The following is a 14,837-nucleotide window of genomic DNA, read 5'->3' as shown; positions in this document are numbered from 1 at the left end:
TGGTGCGGGTCAGGAAGTCCGCCGCCCCGCGCGCGCCGAATGCGCCGCCCGGGCTCGAGCCGATGCCGAGCCCGCCCCCTTCGGAGCGCTGCATCAGCACCACGCCGACCAGCGCGGCGGCCACCAGGGCCTGGATAATGGTCAGGAAGACGAACAGGGACATGAAGACGGTTCTCTTGCGGGGGCGAGCCAATCGCCCGGTTATCGATCTTGCGCGCCATGTAGGCGCGACGGGCCCGCGCGGCAAGCCCGCCCCCAGGCCGCCGCCCGGCCTAGTTCTCGAAGGGTTCGCTGGCGGCGAGCGCGATGCCCATGAAGCTGTCGGCGGTGAGGCTCGCGCCACCCACCAGCGCCCCGCCCACGTCAGGCACGGCGAAGATCGCCGCGGCGTTGTCGGGCTTGACCGAACCGCCGTAGAGAATGCGCACATCGGCGCCTTGCTCTGCGCCGAGCAGATCGATCAGCAGCGCGCGGATCTGGCCATGCATCTCGGCGATGTCGTCTGTGGTGGCGGGCGTGCCAGTGCCGATCGCCCACAGCGGCTCGTAGGCGACCGTCAGCCGCTCGGCGAGCTCGGCGGGGAGCTGCTCGGCGGGCGGGAGCGAGGCCTTGAGCTGCTTCCTGACAAAGGCCACCGCCTTGCCCGATTCGCGGGTGGCAGTGTTTTCGCCGCAGCACAGGATCACCTTGAGCCCCGCAGCGAAGGCCGCCCCCGCCTTGGCGCGCACCAGCGCATCGCTCTCGCCATGGCCCGTGCGGCGCTCGGAATGGCCGAGGATCACGAAGCTCGCCCCCGCATCGGCGACCATCGCCGCCGAGATGTCGCCGGTATGCGCGCCGCTATCCTCGTGGTGGCAATCCTGCGCGCCGACCGCGATCTGTTCGGCCTCGCGGTGGATCGGATGGATCAGCGTGTAAGGCGGCGCGATCGCCACCTCGACCTTCATATGGCGCTGTGCGGCACGGTCGATCGCGCGCGCTTCGGAGAGCATTGCGCGGGTGCCGTGCATCTTCCAGTTTCCGACGATATAGGGTCGGCGGGTCATGACAAGTCCTGCACTTCCTGCAAAATGAGAGGGTTGGGTCCGGTGTACCAGTGATTATGGTCGTGATTCTGGATTTGCTGTAGTGCCCCGGAACCGCGTTCGCTAGCCGAGGAAGACCCGCTAGTCAAAAGCGTCTCGAACCTGTTGCCGCGCGGTCGCAGGGCCTATAAAGCGCGGGGCCGCGTCGCACCCGCTGCGCCGCCTGCCCGAGTTATGCCGGCCGCCTCGGCCACCCCCGATGGGACGTTCACGCACATGATTTCGTTTTTCCGCCGCTTTTTTGCCTCGAAAGTCGGCCTGCCGCTGGTTCTGGCCTTTTTGGCGCTGATCGCGGTCGCCTTTGCCGCATCGGACCTGTCGTCGACCAATTTCACCGGGATTTCGGGCGGGGACAAGCTGGCGGTGGTCGGCAGCCGCAACATCCCGCTCGACGAGCTGCCGGTCGCGGCCAATACCGAGCTGAGGGGCGCGCGCCAGCAGAACCCGACGCTGACCATGCCCGAATTCGTCGCGCAGGGCGGTCTCGATGCGGTCATCAAGCAGCTGATCGACCGCTACGCCGTGGGCGAATACGGCCGCACCCATGGCCTGCGCGCGGGCGACAATCTGGTGAACAGCGAGATCCTCAAGATCCCCGCGTTCCAGGGCGCGACCGGCGAATTCGACCAGAAGACCTATGAAGCCGCGCTCCAGAATGCCGGACTCTCGGCCCAGACCTTCCGCCGCGATCTCGAGGACGGGCTGATCGAGCAGCAATTGCTGCGCTCGGCGATCGTCTCCCCGCAGCTGCCCGAGAAAATCGCGCGCCAATATGCCGCGCTGGTGCTGGAAAAGCGCAAAGGCGCGATCGCGTTGATCCCGAGCAGCGCCTTCGCGCCCGCGGGCAACCCGTCCGAGGCGCAGCTTGCCGCGTGGTACAAGGACAACCGCACCCAGTTCATCCGCCCCGAGCGGCGCACCCTGCGCTTTGCCGTGATCAGCGTTGAGAACCTCAAGGTCGATTCCGCGCCGACCGCGGCCGAGATAGCCGCGCGCTACAAGCGCGACGCGGCGCTCTATGCCGCGAGCGAGAAGCGCGGCATCACCACCTTCGTCGTGCCCACCCAGGATGCGGCCAAGTCGCTTGCCGCGCGGATCAGCGCCGGCACCCCGATCGAGGCCGCCGCGCGCGAAGCCGGGTTCACCGCCTCCCGGCTCGAAGCCCAGGACCGCGAGACGCTGGCCGGCTCGACCAGCTTCGCCTTCGCGCAGAACGCCTTCAAGGCGGCGAGGGGCGCGGTGATCGAGCCGGCACAGGGAACACTCGGCTGGTATGTCGCGCGGCTCGACAGCATCGAGTCCACCCCGGCGCGCAGCCTCGCCCAGGCGACCCCCGAGATCACCGAGGCGCTCACGGCCGAAAAGCGCGCCGCCGCGATCGCGGACCGAGTCGCCGAAATGGAGGCCGAGATCGACGGGGGCACCGCGCTTGCCGATGTCGCCAAGGCCAACGGGCTTAACATCGAGACCACCCCGGCGCTGCTCGCCAACGGCCAGGCTTTCGGCCAGCCCGATCTGCAGATCGTGCCGCAGCTTGCGCAGGTGCTCCAGACAGCCTTCCAGATGGAGGAAAGCGAACCCCAGCTCGCCCCCGTCGAGGGTGACCAGTTCGTGATCTTCGAGGTCGCCAAGATCGAGGAGGCCGCCGCCCCGGCGCTGGCGCAGGTGCGTGAGGACGCAATCAAGGGCTGGAAGCGCGCGCAGGGCGCAATCCTCGCCAAGCAGGCCACCGACCGGATTGTGGCCAAGATGCGCGGCGGGATGAGCCTGGAGGCAGCGCTCGCGGCAGAAAACAAGCCGGGCTTCGAGCGCGAGGTGATCGATATCGAACGCCGCCAGCTGCTCGCCCAGCAGCAAGGCCGCATCGCCCCGCCGCTGGTGCTGCTGTTCAGCATGGCCGAGGGCACCACAAAGTCGCTCGAGGGCCCGCGCAATCTCGGCTGGTACATCGTCGATCTGGAGGAAATCAGCACCCTGCCGCTCGACAAGGAGCCTGAGCTGGTTACGCAGACCCGCCAGCAGCTCGGCGCATCGCTGGCGGGCGAATACCGACAGCAGGCGGTCGCGGCGATGCGCAAGGAGCTGGGTGTGACCCGCAACGAGGCGGGGATCGCGACGGTGCGCAAGCAGCTCGTCGGCGACGCGGCGCAGTAAGGTCGGCAGCCCCCGTGAGCCTTTCGTGACCGTCCGAGCCCCGGCAGACCTGCCCGAGAACGCCGCCGCCGCCATCGCCAGCCTCGCCGCCGGCCGGCCGAGCCTCGTGTGGCGGCGGATCATCGCCGACAGCGACACGCCGGTCGGCGCGGCGCGGCGGCTGATCGTGCCCGGGCGCGGCGACTTCCTGCTCGAGAGCGTCGAAGGCGGCGAGGTGCGCGGGCGCTACAGCCTGCTGGGGCTCGACCCCGATCTGGTGTTCCGCGCGCGCAGCAACACGGCCGAGGTCAACCCCGACTGGAAACTCGCGCCCGACGCCTTCGCCCCGCTGGCGGGCGGCGCGCTCGCCGAATTGCGGGCGCTTGCCGATGCCTGCCGGATCGACCCCATGCCCGACGGCCTGCCGCCCGCACTCGCGTGCCTCGTCGGCTATCTCGGCTACGAGACCATCGGTCTGGTCGAGACCCTGCCGCGCGCGCCCGACAGTCCGCTCGCGCTGCCCGACATGCTGTTCGTGCGGCCGACGGTGATCCTGGTGTTCGACGGGCTCACCAATGCGCTGTTCGCGATTGCCCCGATCTGGGAGGCGGCCGAGCCAGAGGCCGCGGTCGCGCGCGCGGGCGAGCGGATCGATGCGACGCTGAGCCAGCTGGGGGCGCCGATGCCTGCAGGCGGAGCCGACGCGGTGCCCGACACTCTTCCCGACCTTGCCCCGGTGATCGCGCCCGACGACTACAAGGCAATGGCGCTCGCCGCGAAGGACTACATACTTGCTGGCGACATCTTCCAAGTGGTGCTCGCCCAGCGCTTCACCTGCCCCTTCACCCTCCCCCCGCTGGCGCTGTATCGCGCATTGCGGCGGGTGAACCCCTCGCCCTTCCTCTATTTCCTCGACCTGCCCGGCTTCGCGCTGGTCGGCTCCTCGCCGGAGATTCTCGTGCGGGTGCGTCCCGACTCGTCCGGGAAGGCCGAGGTGACCATCCGCCCCATCGCCGGCACCCGCCCGCGCGGCGCGACGCGCGAAGAGGATATTGCCAACGAAGCCTCGCTGCTCGCCGATCCCAAGGAGCGCGCCGAGCACCTCATGCTGCTCGATCTCGGGCGCAACGATGTCGGCCGGGTGGCGGCGGCGGGCACAGTCGAGGTCACGGGCAGCTTCACCATCGAGCGCTACAGTCACGTCATGCACATCGTCAGCAATGTGGTGGGGGAGCTGGCGGCGGACCGCGACGCATTGGACGCGCTGTTCGCAGGGTTCCCGGCGGGCACGGTCTCGGGTGCGCCCAAGATCCGCGCCTGCGAGATCATTGCCCAATTGGAGCCCGAGACGCGCGGCGCCTATGCTGGGGGCGTCGGTTATTTCGCGCCCGATGGCAGCCTCGACAGCTGCATCGTGCTGCGCACCGCGGTGGTCAAGGACGGGGTGATGCACGTGCAGGCAGGCGCGGGGATCGTCGCCGACAGCGACCCGGATTACGAGCTCGCCGAATGCCGCGCCAAGGCCGGCGCGCTGATCGCCGCCGCGCGCGAGGCGGTGCGTGTCGCGGCCGAGCCGGGGTACGGGCAATGACGCGCGTTGCCCTTGCACTCGCCGTGACGCTTCTGCTCGCCGCCTGCTCGGAAGCCCCTGCGGGCGAGGCGCTGGTCACGGTCAAGTTCGACGGCTCGGACGCCGAGGAGCCGCTCGCGACCCCCACCGAAACCGCCGCGCCCGACCTCGGCCCCTCGGCCTGCGAGAGCGTGACCTTCGAGAGCGTCCCGCTCACCCATTGCATCGCCGATCCGGCGCAGCACCGCATCGCGATGGCCAATCTCGGCGCGGACAAGCAGCCCTTCGGCAGCCTCGCCGCCTTTGCCGCCAGCGTCGACCCGGCTGCAATCGCCTTCGCCATCAACGGCGGGATGTATGGCGATGACCTCAAGGCGATCGGCTACTACGTCCAGAAAGGCGAGCGCCTCAAGGAGCTCAACCGCGCCGGTGGCGAGGGCAATTTCTACATGAAGCCCAACGGTGTGTTCTTCGGCAGCGACGCCAAGTGGCAAGTGCTCGGCAGCAACACCTTCTTCAACACCGTCGGCGACCGCCCGCAGTTCGGCACGCAATCGGGTCCGCTGCTGCTAGTGGACGGCAAGCTCCATCCCGAAGTGCAGGACGACGGCCCCTCCAAGGCGATCCGCAACGCCGTGGGTGTCGATGCCGCGGGCAAGGCGCACTTCGTCATCTCCGACGCGCCGGTGAGCTTCGGCCAACTCGCGCGCTATTTTCGAGATGTGCTGAAGGTGAAAAACGCCCTCTATCTCGACGGGGCGATCTCCTCGCTGTGGGACCCGGCGCGCAGCCGCATGGACAAGGGCCGCGTGGGCCCGATCATCGTGGTGAGCAAGCGGGAGGCGAAGCCATGAGCGAGGTAGGCAGCGAGGTCCTTCGATTCCGAGTAGAGCCGACCGAGAAGGATTGGCACGCCGCCAATTGGCTGATCCTACGCTACCGCTGGCGGTTGTCGAGAAGCCTGCCTGCCGCGCTGGCGCTGTGCCTTTTGGCGGGGTCGTTTTCGCTTGCGCGCCGTGTTTTCTATCGCGGCTGGGATAGCGAAGCTGCGCTGTCAGCCTTCCAGCGCGGCGCAGCCCTTGGTGCGCTGGTTTTCGCGGGAATGGTCGTTGTTATGGTGATCTTTCTCCCGCGCGGCATAAGGCGCCGATACGAGGAGGCTCGTAAGCTGAGTACCGGTGCCGATGTCGAAATCGACGCAGAGGGCGTGCACTTCGACTTCGGTTACTCCACCGTCGCACTCGCTTGGAGCCAGCTGAGATGCTGGTACGAGAATGCACAGATGCTGGTTATGGAAATCGCCACGCGCCAGAATCTGCTCGTCCCTAAATCCAACCTCGACCCCCAGGTGATTGACTCTCTACGCGCTCACCTCGTGGCAGCCCAAGTGAAACGCGGCCTGACATGATCCTCGTCATCGACAATTACGACAGCTTCACCTTCAACCTCGTCCATTACCTGATGGAGCTGGGGGCCGAGGTGCGCGTCGAGCGCAACGACGCGCTGACCGCCGCCGAGGCGATCCGCACCAATGCGGCAGGATTTCTCATCTCGCCGGGCCCCTGCACGCCCAACGAGGCCGGCATCAGCCTCGATCTGGTCGCGGCCTGCGCGGACGCGGGAAAGCCGCTGATGGGCGTGTGTCTCGGCCACCAGGCGATCGGGCAGCATTTCGGCGGGACGGTGCAGCGCGGCGGGCTGATGCATGGCAAGACCTCGCCCGTCACCCATGACGGATCGGGGGTGTTTGCCGGCTTGCCCTCGCCCTTCATCGCCACGCGCTATCACAGCCTTGAGGTGGTGAACGTGCCCGCCGAGCTTGTCGCCAATGCCCATGCCGAGACCCCCGGTGCCGACCACTCCAGCGTGATGGGCTTCCGCCACGCATCGCTCCCGATCCATTCGGTGCAGTTCCACCCTGAAAGCATCGCCACCGAGCACGGCCATGCCCTGCTCGCCAACTTCGTGCGCCTTTGCGGGATGGAGCCGGTTCTGCCCGCAAGGCTGTCCGCATGACCACCCTCCCCGACATCACCGCCCCCCTCTCCGAGGCCGAGGCGGAAGCGGCGTTCGGCACGCTACTCGACGGCGCGCCTTCGGAAGAGGAGATTGCGCAGTTCCTCGTCGCACTCTCGGCGCGCGGCGAGACGGCGAACGAGATCGCGGGGGCGGCGCGGGCCCTGCGCGCGCGGCTGATCCCGATTGCCTCGCCCGAAGGCGCGATCGACGTCTGCGGGACGGGGGGCGACGGGCACCACACGCTCAATGTCTCGACCGCGGTCAGCCTGGTGGTCGCGGCCTGCGGCGTGCCGGTAGCCAAGCACGGCAACCGCGCGGCCAGTTCCAAGGCGGGCGCGGCGGATACTTTGGAAGCCCTTGGGCTCGACATGGACGCCGCCGGACGCACGGCGGAAAAGACCCTCGCCGAGATCGGCATCTGCTTCCTGTTCGCCAAGAACCACCACCCGGCAATGGCGCGCATCCAGCCCATCCGGGTGCGAATCGGCCAGCGCACCATCTTCAACCTGATGGGCCCGCTCTCCAACCCCGCGCGGGTCGAGAGCCAGTTGATCGGCATCGCGCGGCCCGCCTATGTGCCGATCTATGCAGGCGCCATGGCACGGCTCGGCACCGGCAGTTCGCTGATCGTCTCGGGCGACGAGGGCCTCGACGAATTGAGCCTCGCGGGCGGCAACGAGGTCGCGGTGGTCACCGGCCACGCCTTCACCATGGAGCGGATCGACGCCTCCGCAGCGGGCCTGCCCCATGCGCCGATCGAAGCGATCCGGGGCGATGACGCGCAGCACAACGCAGCCGCTCTCAAGGCGCTGTTGATGGGCACCCCCGGCCCCTATCGCGACGCAGTGCTGTTCAATTCGGCCGGCGCGCTGACTGTCGCCGGGCGCGGTGCGGATTGGCGCGAGCGCGCGGCCATGGCGGGCGAGGCGCTCGATTCGGGCGTAGCGCTGGCCTTGCTCGAGCGCTGGATTGCTTTAGCGAAGTGAGACGATGAACAAGCTCGAGGAAATCTGCGCCGCCAAGCGCGAGATCGTCGCCGCCCGCAAACTGGCGATCAGTGACGAGGCGCTGACCCGCGCCGCGCGCACCCAGACAAGCCCACGCGGCTTCGAGGCCGCCCTGCGCGCGCGCGCCACGACAAGCTTTGCCCTGATCGCCGAGATCAAGAAAGCGAGCCCGTCGAAGGGCCTGATCCGCGCCGACTTCCGCCCTGCCGAGCACGCCGCCGCCTACGAGGCGGGCGGCGCGGCCTGCCTTTCGGTGCTGACCGATGCGCCCTATTTTCAGGGGCACGAGGACTACCTCGTCGAAGCCCGCAGCGCGTGCAGGCTGCCGGTGCTGCGCAAGGACTTCATGGTCGACCCCTGGCAATGCCTCGAGGCGCGCGCGATCGGGGCCGATGCGATCCTGATCATCGTCGCTGCGCTCGAAGATGCTGCGATGGCCGAGATCGAATTGGCAGCGACCGAACTCGGCATGGACGTGCTGGTCGAGGTGCATGACGAGGCGGAAATGGAACGCGCCGGGCGAGTGCTCAAATCGCGCCTGATCGGGGTCAACAACCGCGACCTCAAGACCTTCACAACCTCGCTCAGCGTGACCGAGCGCCTCGCCCCGCTTGCGCCCGAGGGCACGCTGCTGGTCGGGGAGAGCGGGATCACCACCCATGCCGACCTCGAAAGGCTGGCGGGCGCAGGCGTGCGAACCTTCCTCGTGGGCGAAAGCCTGATGCGCGCTGACGATGTTGCGAGTGCCACCGCGGCGCTGCTGGGGACAGAAGCGGCGACATGAGCAGCCTAACCCATATCGACGATGAAGGCGCCGCGCGGATGGTCGATGTGGGCGCCAAGGCCGCGACCGCGCGGCGTGCGGTGGCGAGCGGGCGGATCACCATGGGGGCGGACGTGCTGGCCGCGATCCGCGAGGGCAACGCGCCCAAGGGCGACGTGCTCTCGGCTGCGCGCATCGCCGGCATCATGGCCGCCAAGCGCACCGGCGAGCTGATCCCGCTGTGCCATCCGCTGGGGCTGGAAGCCGTGAACATCGATTTCGACTATGAAGCGGATGCCATCCGCGTCACCGCCACCGCCTCGCTGACCGGCAAGACCGGGGTCGAGATGGAGGCGATGACCGCAGTCTCGGTCGCGCTGCTGACGATCTACGACATGGCCAAGGCACTCGACAAGGGCATGGTGATCGACAGCGTCCGTCTCATCGCCAAGAGCGGCGGCAAGTCGGGCGACTGGAGCGCGCCCATTTGAAGGAACTGCTCGGCCTCGAGGAGGCACAGGCTCGCCTGCTGGCGCTGGCGCCGCAGCTGCCGTCCGAGTCCGTGCCGGTCGAGGCGGCGCTCGGCCGCTTCCTCGCGGAGAATCTCCACGCCGCGCGCACCCAGCCTGCCGCCGACCTCTCGGCGATGGACGGCTTTGCACTCAGCCCGGGCGAGGGGCCGTGGCAGGTGGTGGGCGAGAGCCGCGCGGGCGCGCCCTACCCTGCCGCGCTGGCTACCGGTGAAGCGGCGCGCATCTCCACCGGCGCGATCGTGCCCGAGGGGGCCGACCGGGTGCTGCTCCAGGAGGATGCTGTGCGCGACGACGACACCCTCACCGCCACCGAACTGCCGCCGCCCGGACGCCACATCCGCGCGCGCGGGTTCGACTTCGCTGCGGGTGACCTGCTGCTCTCCCGCGGCACCCGGATGACCCCCGCCCGCCTCGCGCTGGCGCTCGCCGCCGGGCACGGGACCGTCACGGTCACCCGGCGCCCCCGCGTAGCGGTGATGGACTCAGGCGACGAGCTCAGCCCCGATCCCGCCGCCTGCCTCCCCCACCAGATCCCGGCAAGCAATGCTGCGATGATCGCCGCGATGATCGCGCCCCTTGGCTGCGAAGTGACCCGCATCGGCCCGGTGCCTGACGATCGCGAAGCCCTCGCCGCGGCGCTCGCGCAGGCCGGGGAGGCCGACATCCTCGTCACCTCGGGCGGGGCCTCGGTCGGCGATCACGACTTGATCAAGCCGGCCCTTGCCGCCTGGGACGCCGAGACCGCCTTCTGGCGGGTCGCAATCAAGCCGGGCAAGCCGCTGCTGGTCGCCACCAGAGGGGCGCAGGTGATCATCGGCCTGCCGGGCAATCCGGTGTCGAGCTTCGTCACCGGCTTCCTGTTCGCGCTCCCGCTGGTGCGTGCGAGCATGGGCGATCCCGAGCCCCTGCCGGGTGCGGTCACCATGATCGCGGGCGAGGACTTGCCCCCCACCGAACACCGCCGCGAGTTCCTGCGCGCCGTGGTCGAGGGAGATCGCGTGCGGCTTGCCGGATCGCAGGACTCCTCGGCGCTTTCGGCGCTGGCTGCGGCAGACGCGCTGATCGACCGTCCGGCAGGCTCGGCGGCACTCAAGGCGGGCGAAGCCTTGCGGGTGTTCCTGCTCCAGAATGGCTGAATTGCGCGGGTTGTTCGCGGGTCGCGCTTGACTCGGGCGAACGGGTTGCCTAATTGTTCCTTGTTCGTTCACCTTACCGGCGGAACGGCAAGTGCAGACAACGCACCGCACATCAGGTGCCTCTTGGCGCACGCAAGGGATTGGCACGCTTTGCCCCACCGGGCGCAGCGTGGGTGCGACCACAGGAGATTTGACCAATGCTGACCGCAAAACAGCACGAGCTCATCCAGTTCATCCAGAAGCGGCTGGAGGAGACCGGCATCTCGCCGAGTTTCGAGGAAATGAAGGAAGCGCTCGACTTGAAGAGCAAGTCGGGCGTACACCGGCTGATCTCGGCGCTCGAGGAACGCGGCTTCCTGCGCCGTCTGCCCAACCGGGCGCGCGCGCTCGAGGTGATCCGCGAACCGGGCGACACCACCCCGGCGCGCAGCAACGCGCCTACGGGTGACAATGTTGTGGCCATGCCCGCGCCCCGCACCGCGCAGCCCGAGGCAGCCAATGACGTGATCGAGCTCCCGCTCCACGGGCGGATCGCGGCGGGCATGCCGATCGAGGCGCTCGAGGGGCAGTCGACCCTGCCGGTCCCGGCCGCGCTGCTCGGCCCGGGCGAGCATTACGCGCTCGAGGTGTCGGGGGACTCGATGATCGAGGCTGGCATCTTCGACGGCGATTTCGCGCTGGTTCGCCGCACCAACACTGCCCGCGACGGCGAGATCGTGGTCGCGCTGGTGCGCGGCGAGGAGGCGACGCTGAAGTACCTGCGGCGCGAAAACGGCCAGGTGCGGCTCGATCCCGCCAATGCGACCTATGATCCGCAGTTCTACCGCCCGGACGAGGTCGAGGTGCAGGGCAAGCTCGCCGGACTTTTGCGCCGCTATCACTGAGACGGGGTGGTTGCCGGAGCCGGGGAAGCGGGCCTTGTCGGCATCGCCCTTGGCTCCGGTTCCCGCCACCAGCCATGCTCACCCTGCCCCTGGGCGACCGTGGTGATCCGCTCGGCGGCAAGGTCGATGGCGATGCCGCCCGAGCGTTCGAGGAATCGCCGGTCGGCCTTGAGCCAGCGCGGGCGGCACGAGCGCGGGAGGAAGCGCTCGGCCACGACGATGTCGGCCTCGGCGCAGGCCGCGGCGAGCGCGCGTTCCTCGACCTGGCTGCGGCCCCGGCCGAGGAGCAGCACCCAGTCGCGTCCGCCGCGCGCGATGGTGAGTGTGCAGAACTCCGGGGAGCAGCGCGCCCCCGGCCACTGAGCGATCGGTACCGGCTCGGCGCCGACCCCGGCGAGCTCCATCAGGTTGTCGCGGGTGTAATCCGAGCGGCTGTCGCGCAGCGAGACGAGGCGCAGCCTCCCGTCGGGGGCGCGCATGGTGATCCCGACCTGCTGCCCTTCGCCCGCAATCAGCATGTCGGGGACCGGGGTCAGCGCCACCATCACGCTCGCCGCCGCAACCGGCACGAACCCCGCAAGGCGCGCCCGGCCGTGCCACAGCGCGAGCCACAGGCCGCCGCTCGCGAACAAGGCAACTGCCAGCCCCCTGATCTGCGGCATCAGCCGCACCGCGCCAGCCTGCCCGGCGGTGAAGTGCGCGATCCACAGCAAGAGCGCCAGCGCACGCTCGACCAGCCACCAGAACGGCCAGCCCGCGCCTACCAGATCGAACACCAGCGCCAGCGCGATCAGCGGCATCGCGATGAAGGTCACCAGCGGGATCGCCACCACGTTGGCGAGCGCCCCGTACATCCCCGCACGGTGAAAATGGAACAGCACGATCGGCATCAGCGCCAGCTCGATAACGACGCCGGTCACGAACAGCATCACCGTCCGCCGGCCGAAGCGCATCCACCACGGCTCGTCGCGGGGGGCGAGGAAGGCCTTGACCGGCGCGCTGTTCGAGAGGGCGATGATCGCCAATACCGCGGCAAAGCTCATCTGGAAGCTGGGGCCGATCGCGCTCTCGGGCCACAGCAGCAGCACGAAACCGGCGGCGACCGCCACCATCCGCAAGGACAGCGGGTCGCGCCCCAGCACCAGTGCGCCGAGCACCAGCAGCGCAGCGACGCAGCTGCGCACCGTCGGCACCTCGGCCCCGGTCAGCAGCGTGTAGGCGATCCCCACCAGCGCGCCCGCCGCCGCCGCAACGATTGGCAGCCGCACCCGCAAGGCGAGCGCAGGCCATAGCGCGAGCAGGCGCAGCGCGGCAAAATAGGCCGCCGCGATCACCGCGCTCACATGCAGCCCGCTGATCGAGAGGAGGTGCGTGAGGCCCGAATCGCGCATCGCCACCTCGTCGGACTCGGCAATCCCGCCGCGGTCGCCACTGGCAAAGGCCGCAGCGATCGCGCCCGGTGATCCCGGCACCTCGGCACGCACGTGGGCGGAGAGCGTCCGCTGCCAACGCGCCAGTCCCGCACTTTCCGGCGCGGGGGTGAGGACCGTCAGCCCCCCCACCATCGTGCCCGTCGCCGAGAGCCCCTGGAACCACGCCGCGCGGGCAAAGTCGTAGCTGCCCGGCAGCATCGGCGAGGCGGGCGGCATCAGCCGGGCGCGTAGCCGCACCACCGCGCCCTCGGCGAGTCCGGCCGGCGGCCCGGCCTTGCCCAGCGCCGCCAAGGGCACATTGACCCTGACCTTGCGTGCTATCCCCGCATCGGCATCGCGCATCGCTAGGATCAGACGCAGGCGGTCTTCGGCAGGCTGATCCTCGCGGCCCAGCACCCGCCCCTCGATCAGCACCACCGCGGGGCGCGCGATCGGCTCGGCGCCGACGATTGCCGATCGCGCCCATACCGTCCCTACCCCGAAGGCGAACACAGCCCCGCAGGCGATCACGGCCAGCCTGAGGTTCGCGCGCGTCTCGTCCCCCGCGCTTCCCGGCGGCCAGAGCGCCTGCGCGGCAAGCGCGGCGCCTGCGCCGCCGGCAATAGCCGCCAGCCATTGCCAGGGGTGAGGCAGCGTGAACCAGGTGATGATGCCGCAGGCAAAGACCACCGCCAGCCATGGCGCGCGCTCGAAACCGGCGGTCGCCAGAAAGGCCTCGGCCCGCTCCGCCAGCGCCCCCGGCCCGCCGCCGATGCTGGACAAGCCCCGCGCACTTTGCCAAGGGCGCGGGCGCGGAGCCGCAGCGGCGTCCGGTCCGCCCGGATCCTCCCCCATCGGAATGATCGGCACATCGCGCATCGGCTTGTCCCTAGGGCCGGCCGGTTCCCGCCCAAGCCGTTCGAAGTGAACAGGAATTCAGTGCCCATGGCAAGCGAAAGCAGCACTCCTACCGGCGAGGTCGTGACCCGCTTCGCCCCCTCGCCCACCGGCTTCCTGCATATCGGCGGCGCGCGCACGGCGCTGTTCAACTGGCTCTATGCGCGCCACCACGGCGGCCGTACGCTGCTCCGGATCGAGGATACCGACGCCAAGCGCAGCACCCAGGAGGCGATCGACGCGATCATCGAGGGGCTCGCGTGGATGGGCCTCGACTATGACGCCCCCCCGGTGTTCCAGTCCGACCGCGCCGAGCGTCATGCCGAAGTTGCCTGGCAACTGCTCAAGGCGGGCCACGCCTACAAGTGTTTCGCCACCCCCGAAGAGCTTGAAGCGATGCGCAACGAACAGCGCATGAACAAGCAACCACTGCGCTATGACGGGCGCTGGCGCGACCGCGATCCGGCCGAGGCCCCCGCAGGCGCGCCCTTCACCATCCGCCTCAAGACCCCCAACGACGGCGAGACCACGATCCACGACCGCGTCCAGGGCGCGGTGACGGTGAAGAACGAGGAGCTCGACGACTACATCATCCTGCGAGCCGACGGCACGCCCACCTACATGCTTGCGGTGGTGGTCGACGATCACGACATGGGCGTGACCCACGTGATCCGCGGCGATGATCACCTGAACAACGCCTTCCGCCAGCTGCCGATCATCCGCGCGATGAACGAGATCGAGGGCAACTGGCCCGACCCCATCTATGCCCATATCCCGCTGATCCACGGCTCCGACGGGTCCAAGCTCTCCAAGCGCCACGGCGCGCTGGGGGTCGAGGCCTATCGCGACGAGTTCGGGATCCTGCCCGAGGCGCTGTTCAACTACCTGCTGCGCCTCGGCTGGGGCCACGGCGACCGCGAGGAAATCACCCGCGAGGAAGCGGTGGCGCTGTTCGATCTTGCTGGTGTCGGCAAGAGCCCCTCGCGCTTCGACATGAAGAAGCTCGAGAATCTCAATGGCCACTACCTGCGCGAGGCCGATGACGCCCGCCTTGCCGCGCTGGTCGCCGCCCGCATCGGCGAAGGCGCCGACACGGCGCTGCTGGCCCGCGCCATGCCGGTGCTCAAGGTGCGCGCCAAGAACCTTAATGAAGTGGTTGAAGGCGCCGGCTTCCTCTTTGCCAAGCGGCCGCTCGTCATGACCGAAAAGGCCGCCAGCCTGCTCGAGGGCGATGCAAGGCCGATTTTGCGCAAGATTTACGAGGCACTCAGGGCCGAAAACGACTGGACAAGCGAGGCGCTCGAAGCCACTACGAAGGCGCTCGCCGAGGAGCAGGGATTGGGCCTCGGCAAGCTGGCGCAGCCGATGCGCGCGGCGCTGACCGGGACCACCACATCG

At 69.1% G+C, this 14,837-nt stretch carries 14 protein-coding genes; 11 read left to right on the top strand and 3 right to left on the bottom strand.

The genetic code is table 11. From position 1 onward, the window contains the following. Together secG and tpiA are read right to left on the bottom strand one after the other, a co-directional pair. A partial coding sequence (gene secG / locus NBV68_RS10900) for a preprotein translocase subunit SecG (RefSeq protein ID WP_296309800.1) occupies positions 1 to 163 on the bottom strand: 163 nt, incomplete at its 3' end. 109 nt (positions 164 to 272) lie between these two features. Beyond that, on the bottom strand, positions 273 to 1,046 hold the full coding sequence (tpiA, locus tag NBV68_RS10895) for a triose-phosphate isomerase (protein WP_296309798.1): 774 nt from the start codon (positions 1,044 to 1,046) through the stop codon (positions 273 to 275). A gap of 255 nt (positions 1,047 to 1,301) precedes the next feature. On the opposite strand from tpiA, the gene NBV68_RS10890 reads away from it, so the two are divergent. From NBV68_RS10890 to lexA, 10 genes are all read left to right on the top strand, one after another. Next, positions 1,302 to 3,239: a peptidylprolyl isomerase gene (locus NBV68_RS10890; protein WP_296309795.1), complete on the top strand. Its 1,938-nt coding sequence runs from the start codon at positions 1,302 to 1,304 to the stop codon at positions 3,237 to 3,239. Positions 3,240 to 3,288: 49 nt separating this feature from the next. Beyond that, a complete protein-coding gene (locus NBV68_RS10885) occupies positions 3,289 to 4,809 on the top strand; it encodes a chorismate-binding protein (RefSeq protein ID WP_296309799.1) in 1,521 nt (506 codons plus the stop codon). Continuing rightward, on the top strand, positions 4,806 to 5,642 hold the full coding sequence (locus NBV68_RS10880; RefSeq protein ID WP_296309793.1) for a phosphodiester glycosidase family protein: 837 nt from the start codon (positions 4,806 to 4,808) through the stop codon (positions 5,640 to 5,642). The genes NBV68_RS10885 and NBV68_RS10880 overlap by 4 nt, the downstream gene beginning before the upstream one ends. Further along, positions 5,639 to 6,196, top strand: a complete 558-nt coding sequence (locus NBV68_RS10875) for a YcxB family protein (protein ID WP_296309792.1) — start codon at positions 5,639 to 5,641, stop codon at positions 6,194 to 6,196. Before NBV68_RS10880 ends, NBV68_RS10875 begins: the two co-directional genes overlap by 4 nt. After that, positions 6,193 to 6,804 (top strand): aminodeoxychorismate/anthranilate synthase component II, encoded by a 612-nt coding sequence (locus tag NBV68_RS10870; RefSeq protein WP_296309791.1) that lies wholly within the window; start codon positions 6,193 to 6,195, stop codon positions 6,802 to 6,804. Before NBV68_RS10875 ends, NBV68_RS10870 begins: the two co-directional genes overlap by 4 nt. Further along, the gene (gene trpD / locus NBV68_RS10865; RefSeq protein WP_296309789.1) at positions 6,801 to 7,793 is read left to right on the top strand and encodes an anthranilate phosphoribosyltransferase; all 993 of its coding nucleotides are present in this window, start codon (positions 6,801 to 6,803) and stop codon (positions 7,791 to 7,793) included. Before NBV68_RS10870 ends, trpD begins: the two co-directional genes overlap by 4 nt. Positions 7,794 to 7,797: 4 nt before the next feature. Further along, complete coding sequence (gene trpC, locus NBV68_RS10860; RefSeq protein WP_296309785.1) at positions 7,798 to 8,598, top strand: indole-3-glycerol phosphate synthase TrpC; 801 nt, start codon at positions 7,798 to 7,800, stop codon at positions 8,596 to 8,598. After that, complete coding sequence (gene moaC, locus NBV68_RS10855) at positions 8,595 to 9,068, top strand: cyclic pyranopterin monophosphate synthase MoaC (RefSeq protein ID WP_296309783.1); 474 nt, start codon at positions 8,595 to 8,597, stop codon at positions 9,066 to 9,068. The genes trpC and moaC overlap by 4 nt, the downstream gene beginning before the upstream one ends. Continuing rightward, positions 9,065 to 10,246, top strand: coding sequence for a molybdopterin molybdotransferase MoeA (locus NBV68_RS10850; protein WP_296309782.1), 1,182 nt, complete (start codon positions 9,065 to 9,067; stop codon positions 10,244 to 10,246). The genes moaC and NBV68_RS10850 overlap by 4 nt, the downstream gene beginning before the upstream one ends. A 197-nt stretch (positions 10,247 to 10,443) precedes the next feature. Beyond that, complete coding sequence (gene lexA, locus NBV68_RS10845; protein WP_296309781.1) at positions 10,444 to 11,130, top strand: transcriptional repressor LexA; 687 nt, start codon at positions 10,444 to 10,446, stop codon at positions 11,128 to 11,130. On the opposite strand, the gene NBV68_RS10840 is transcribed toward lexA, so the two are convergent. Beyond that, positions 11,124 to 13,325: a ComEC/Rec2 family competence protein gene (locus NBV68_RS10840; RefSeq protein WP_366068092.1), complete on the bottom strand. Its 2,202-nt coding sequence runs from the start codon at positions 13,323 to 13,325 to the stop codon at positions 11,124 to 11,126. The genes lexA and NBV68_RS10840 overlap by 7 nt on opposite strands. A gap of 162 nt (positions 13,326 to 13,487) precedes the next feature. Here NBV68_RS10840 and gltX point away from each other — a divergent pair. After that, a partial coding sequence (gene gltX / locus NBV68_RS10835) for a glutamate--tRNA ligase (RefSeq protein ID WP_296309778.1) occupies positions 13,488 to 14,837 on the top strand: 1,350 nt, incomplete at its 3' end.

It is taken from the genome of Erythrobacter sp. (assembly GCF_023653175.1).
Classification (GTDB): Bacteria; Pseudomonadota; Alphaproteobacteria; order Sphingomonadales; family Sphingomonadaceae; genus Erythrobacter.
This window is presented reverse-complemented; position numbering and strand designations above follow the sequence as displayed.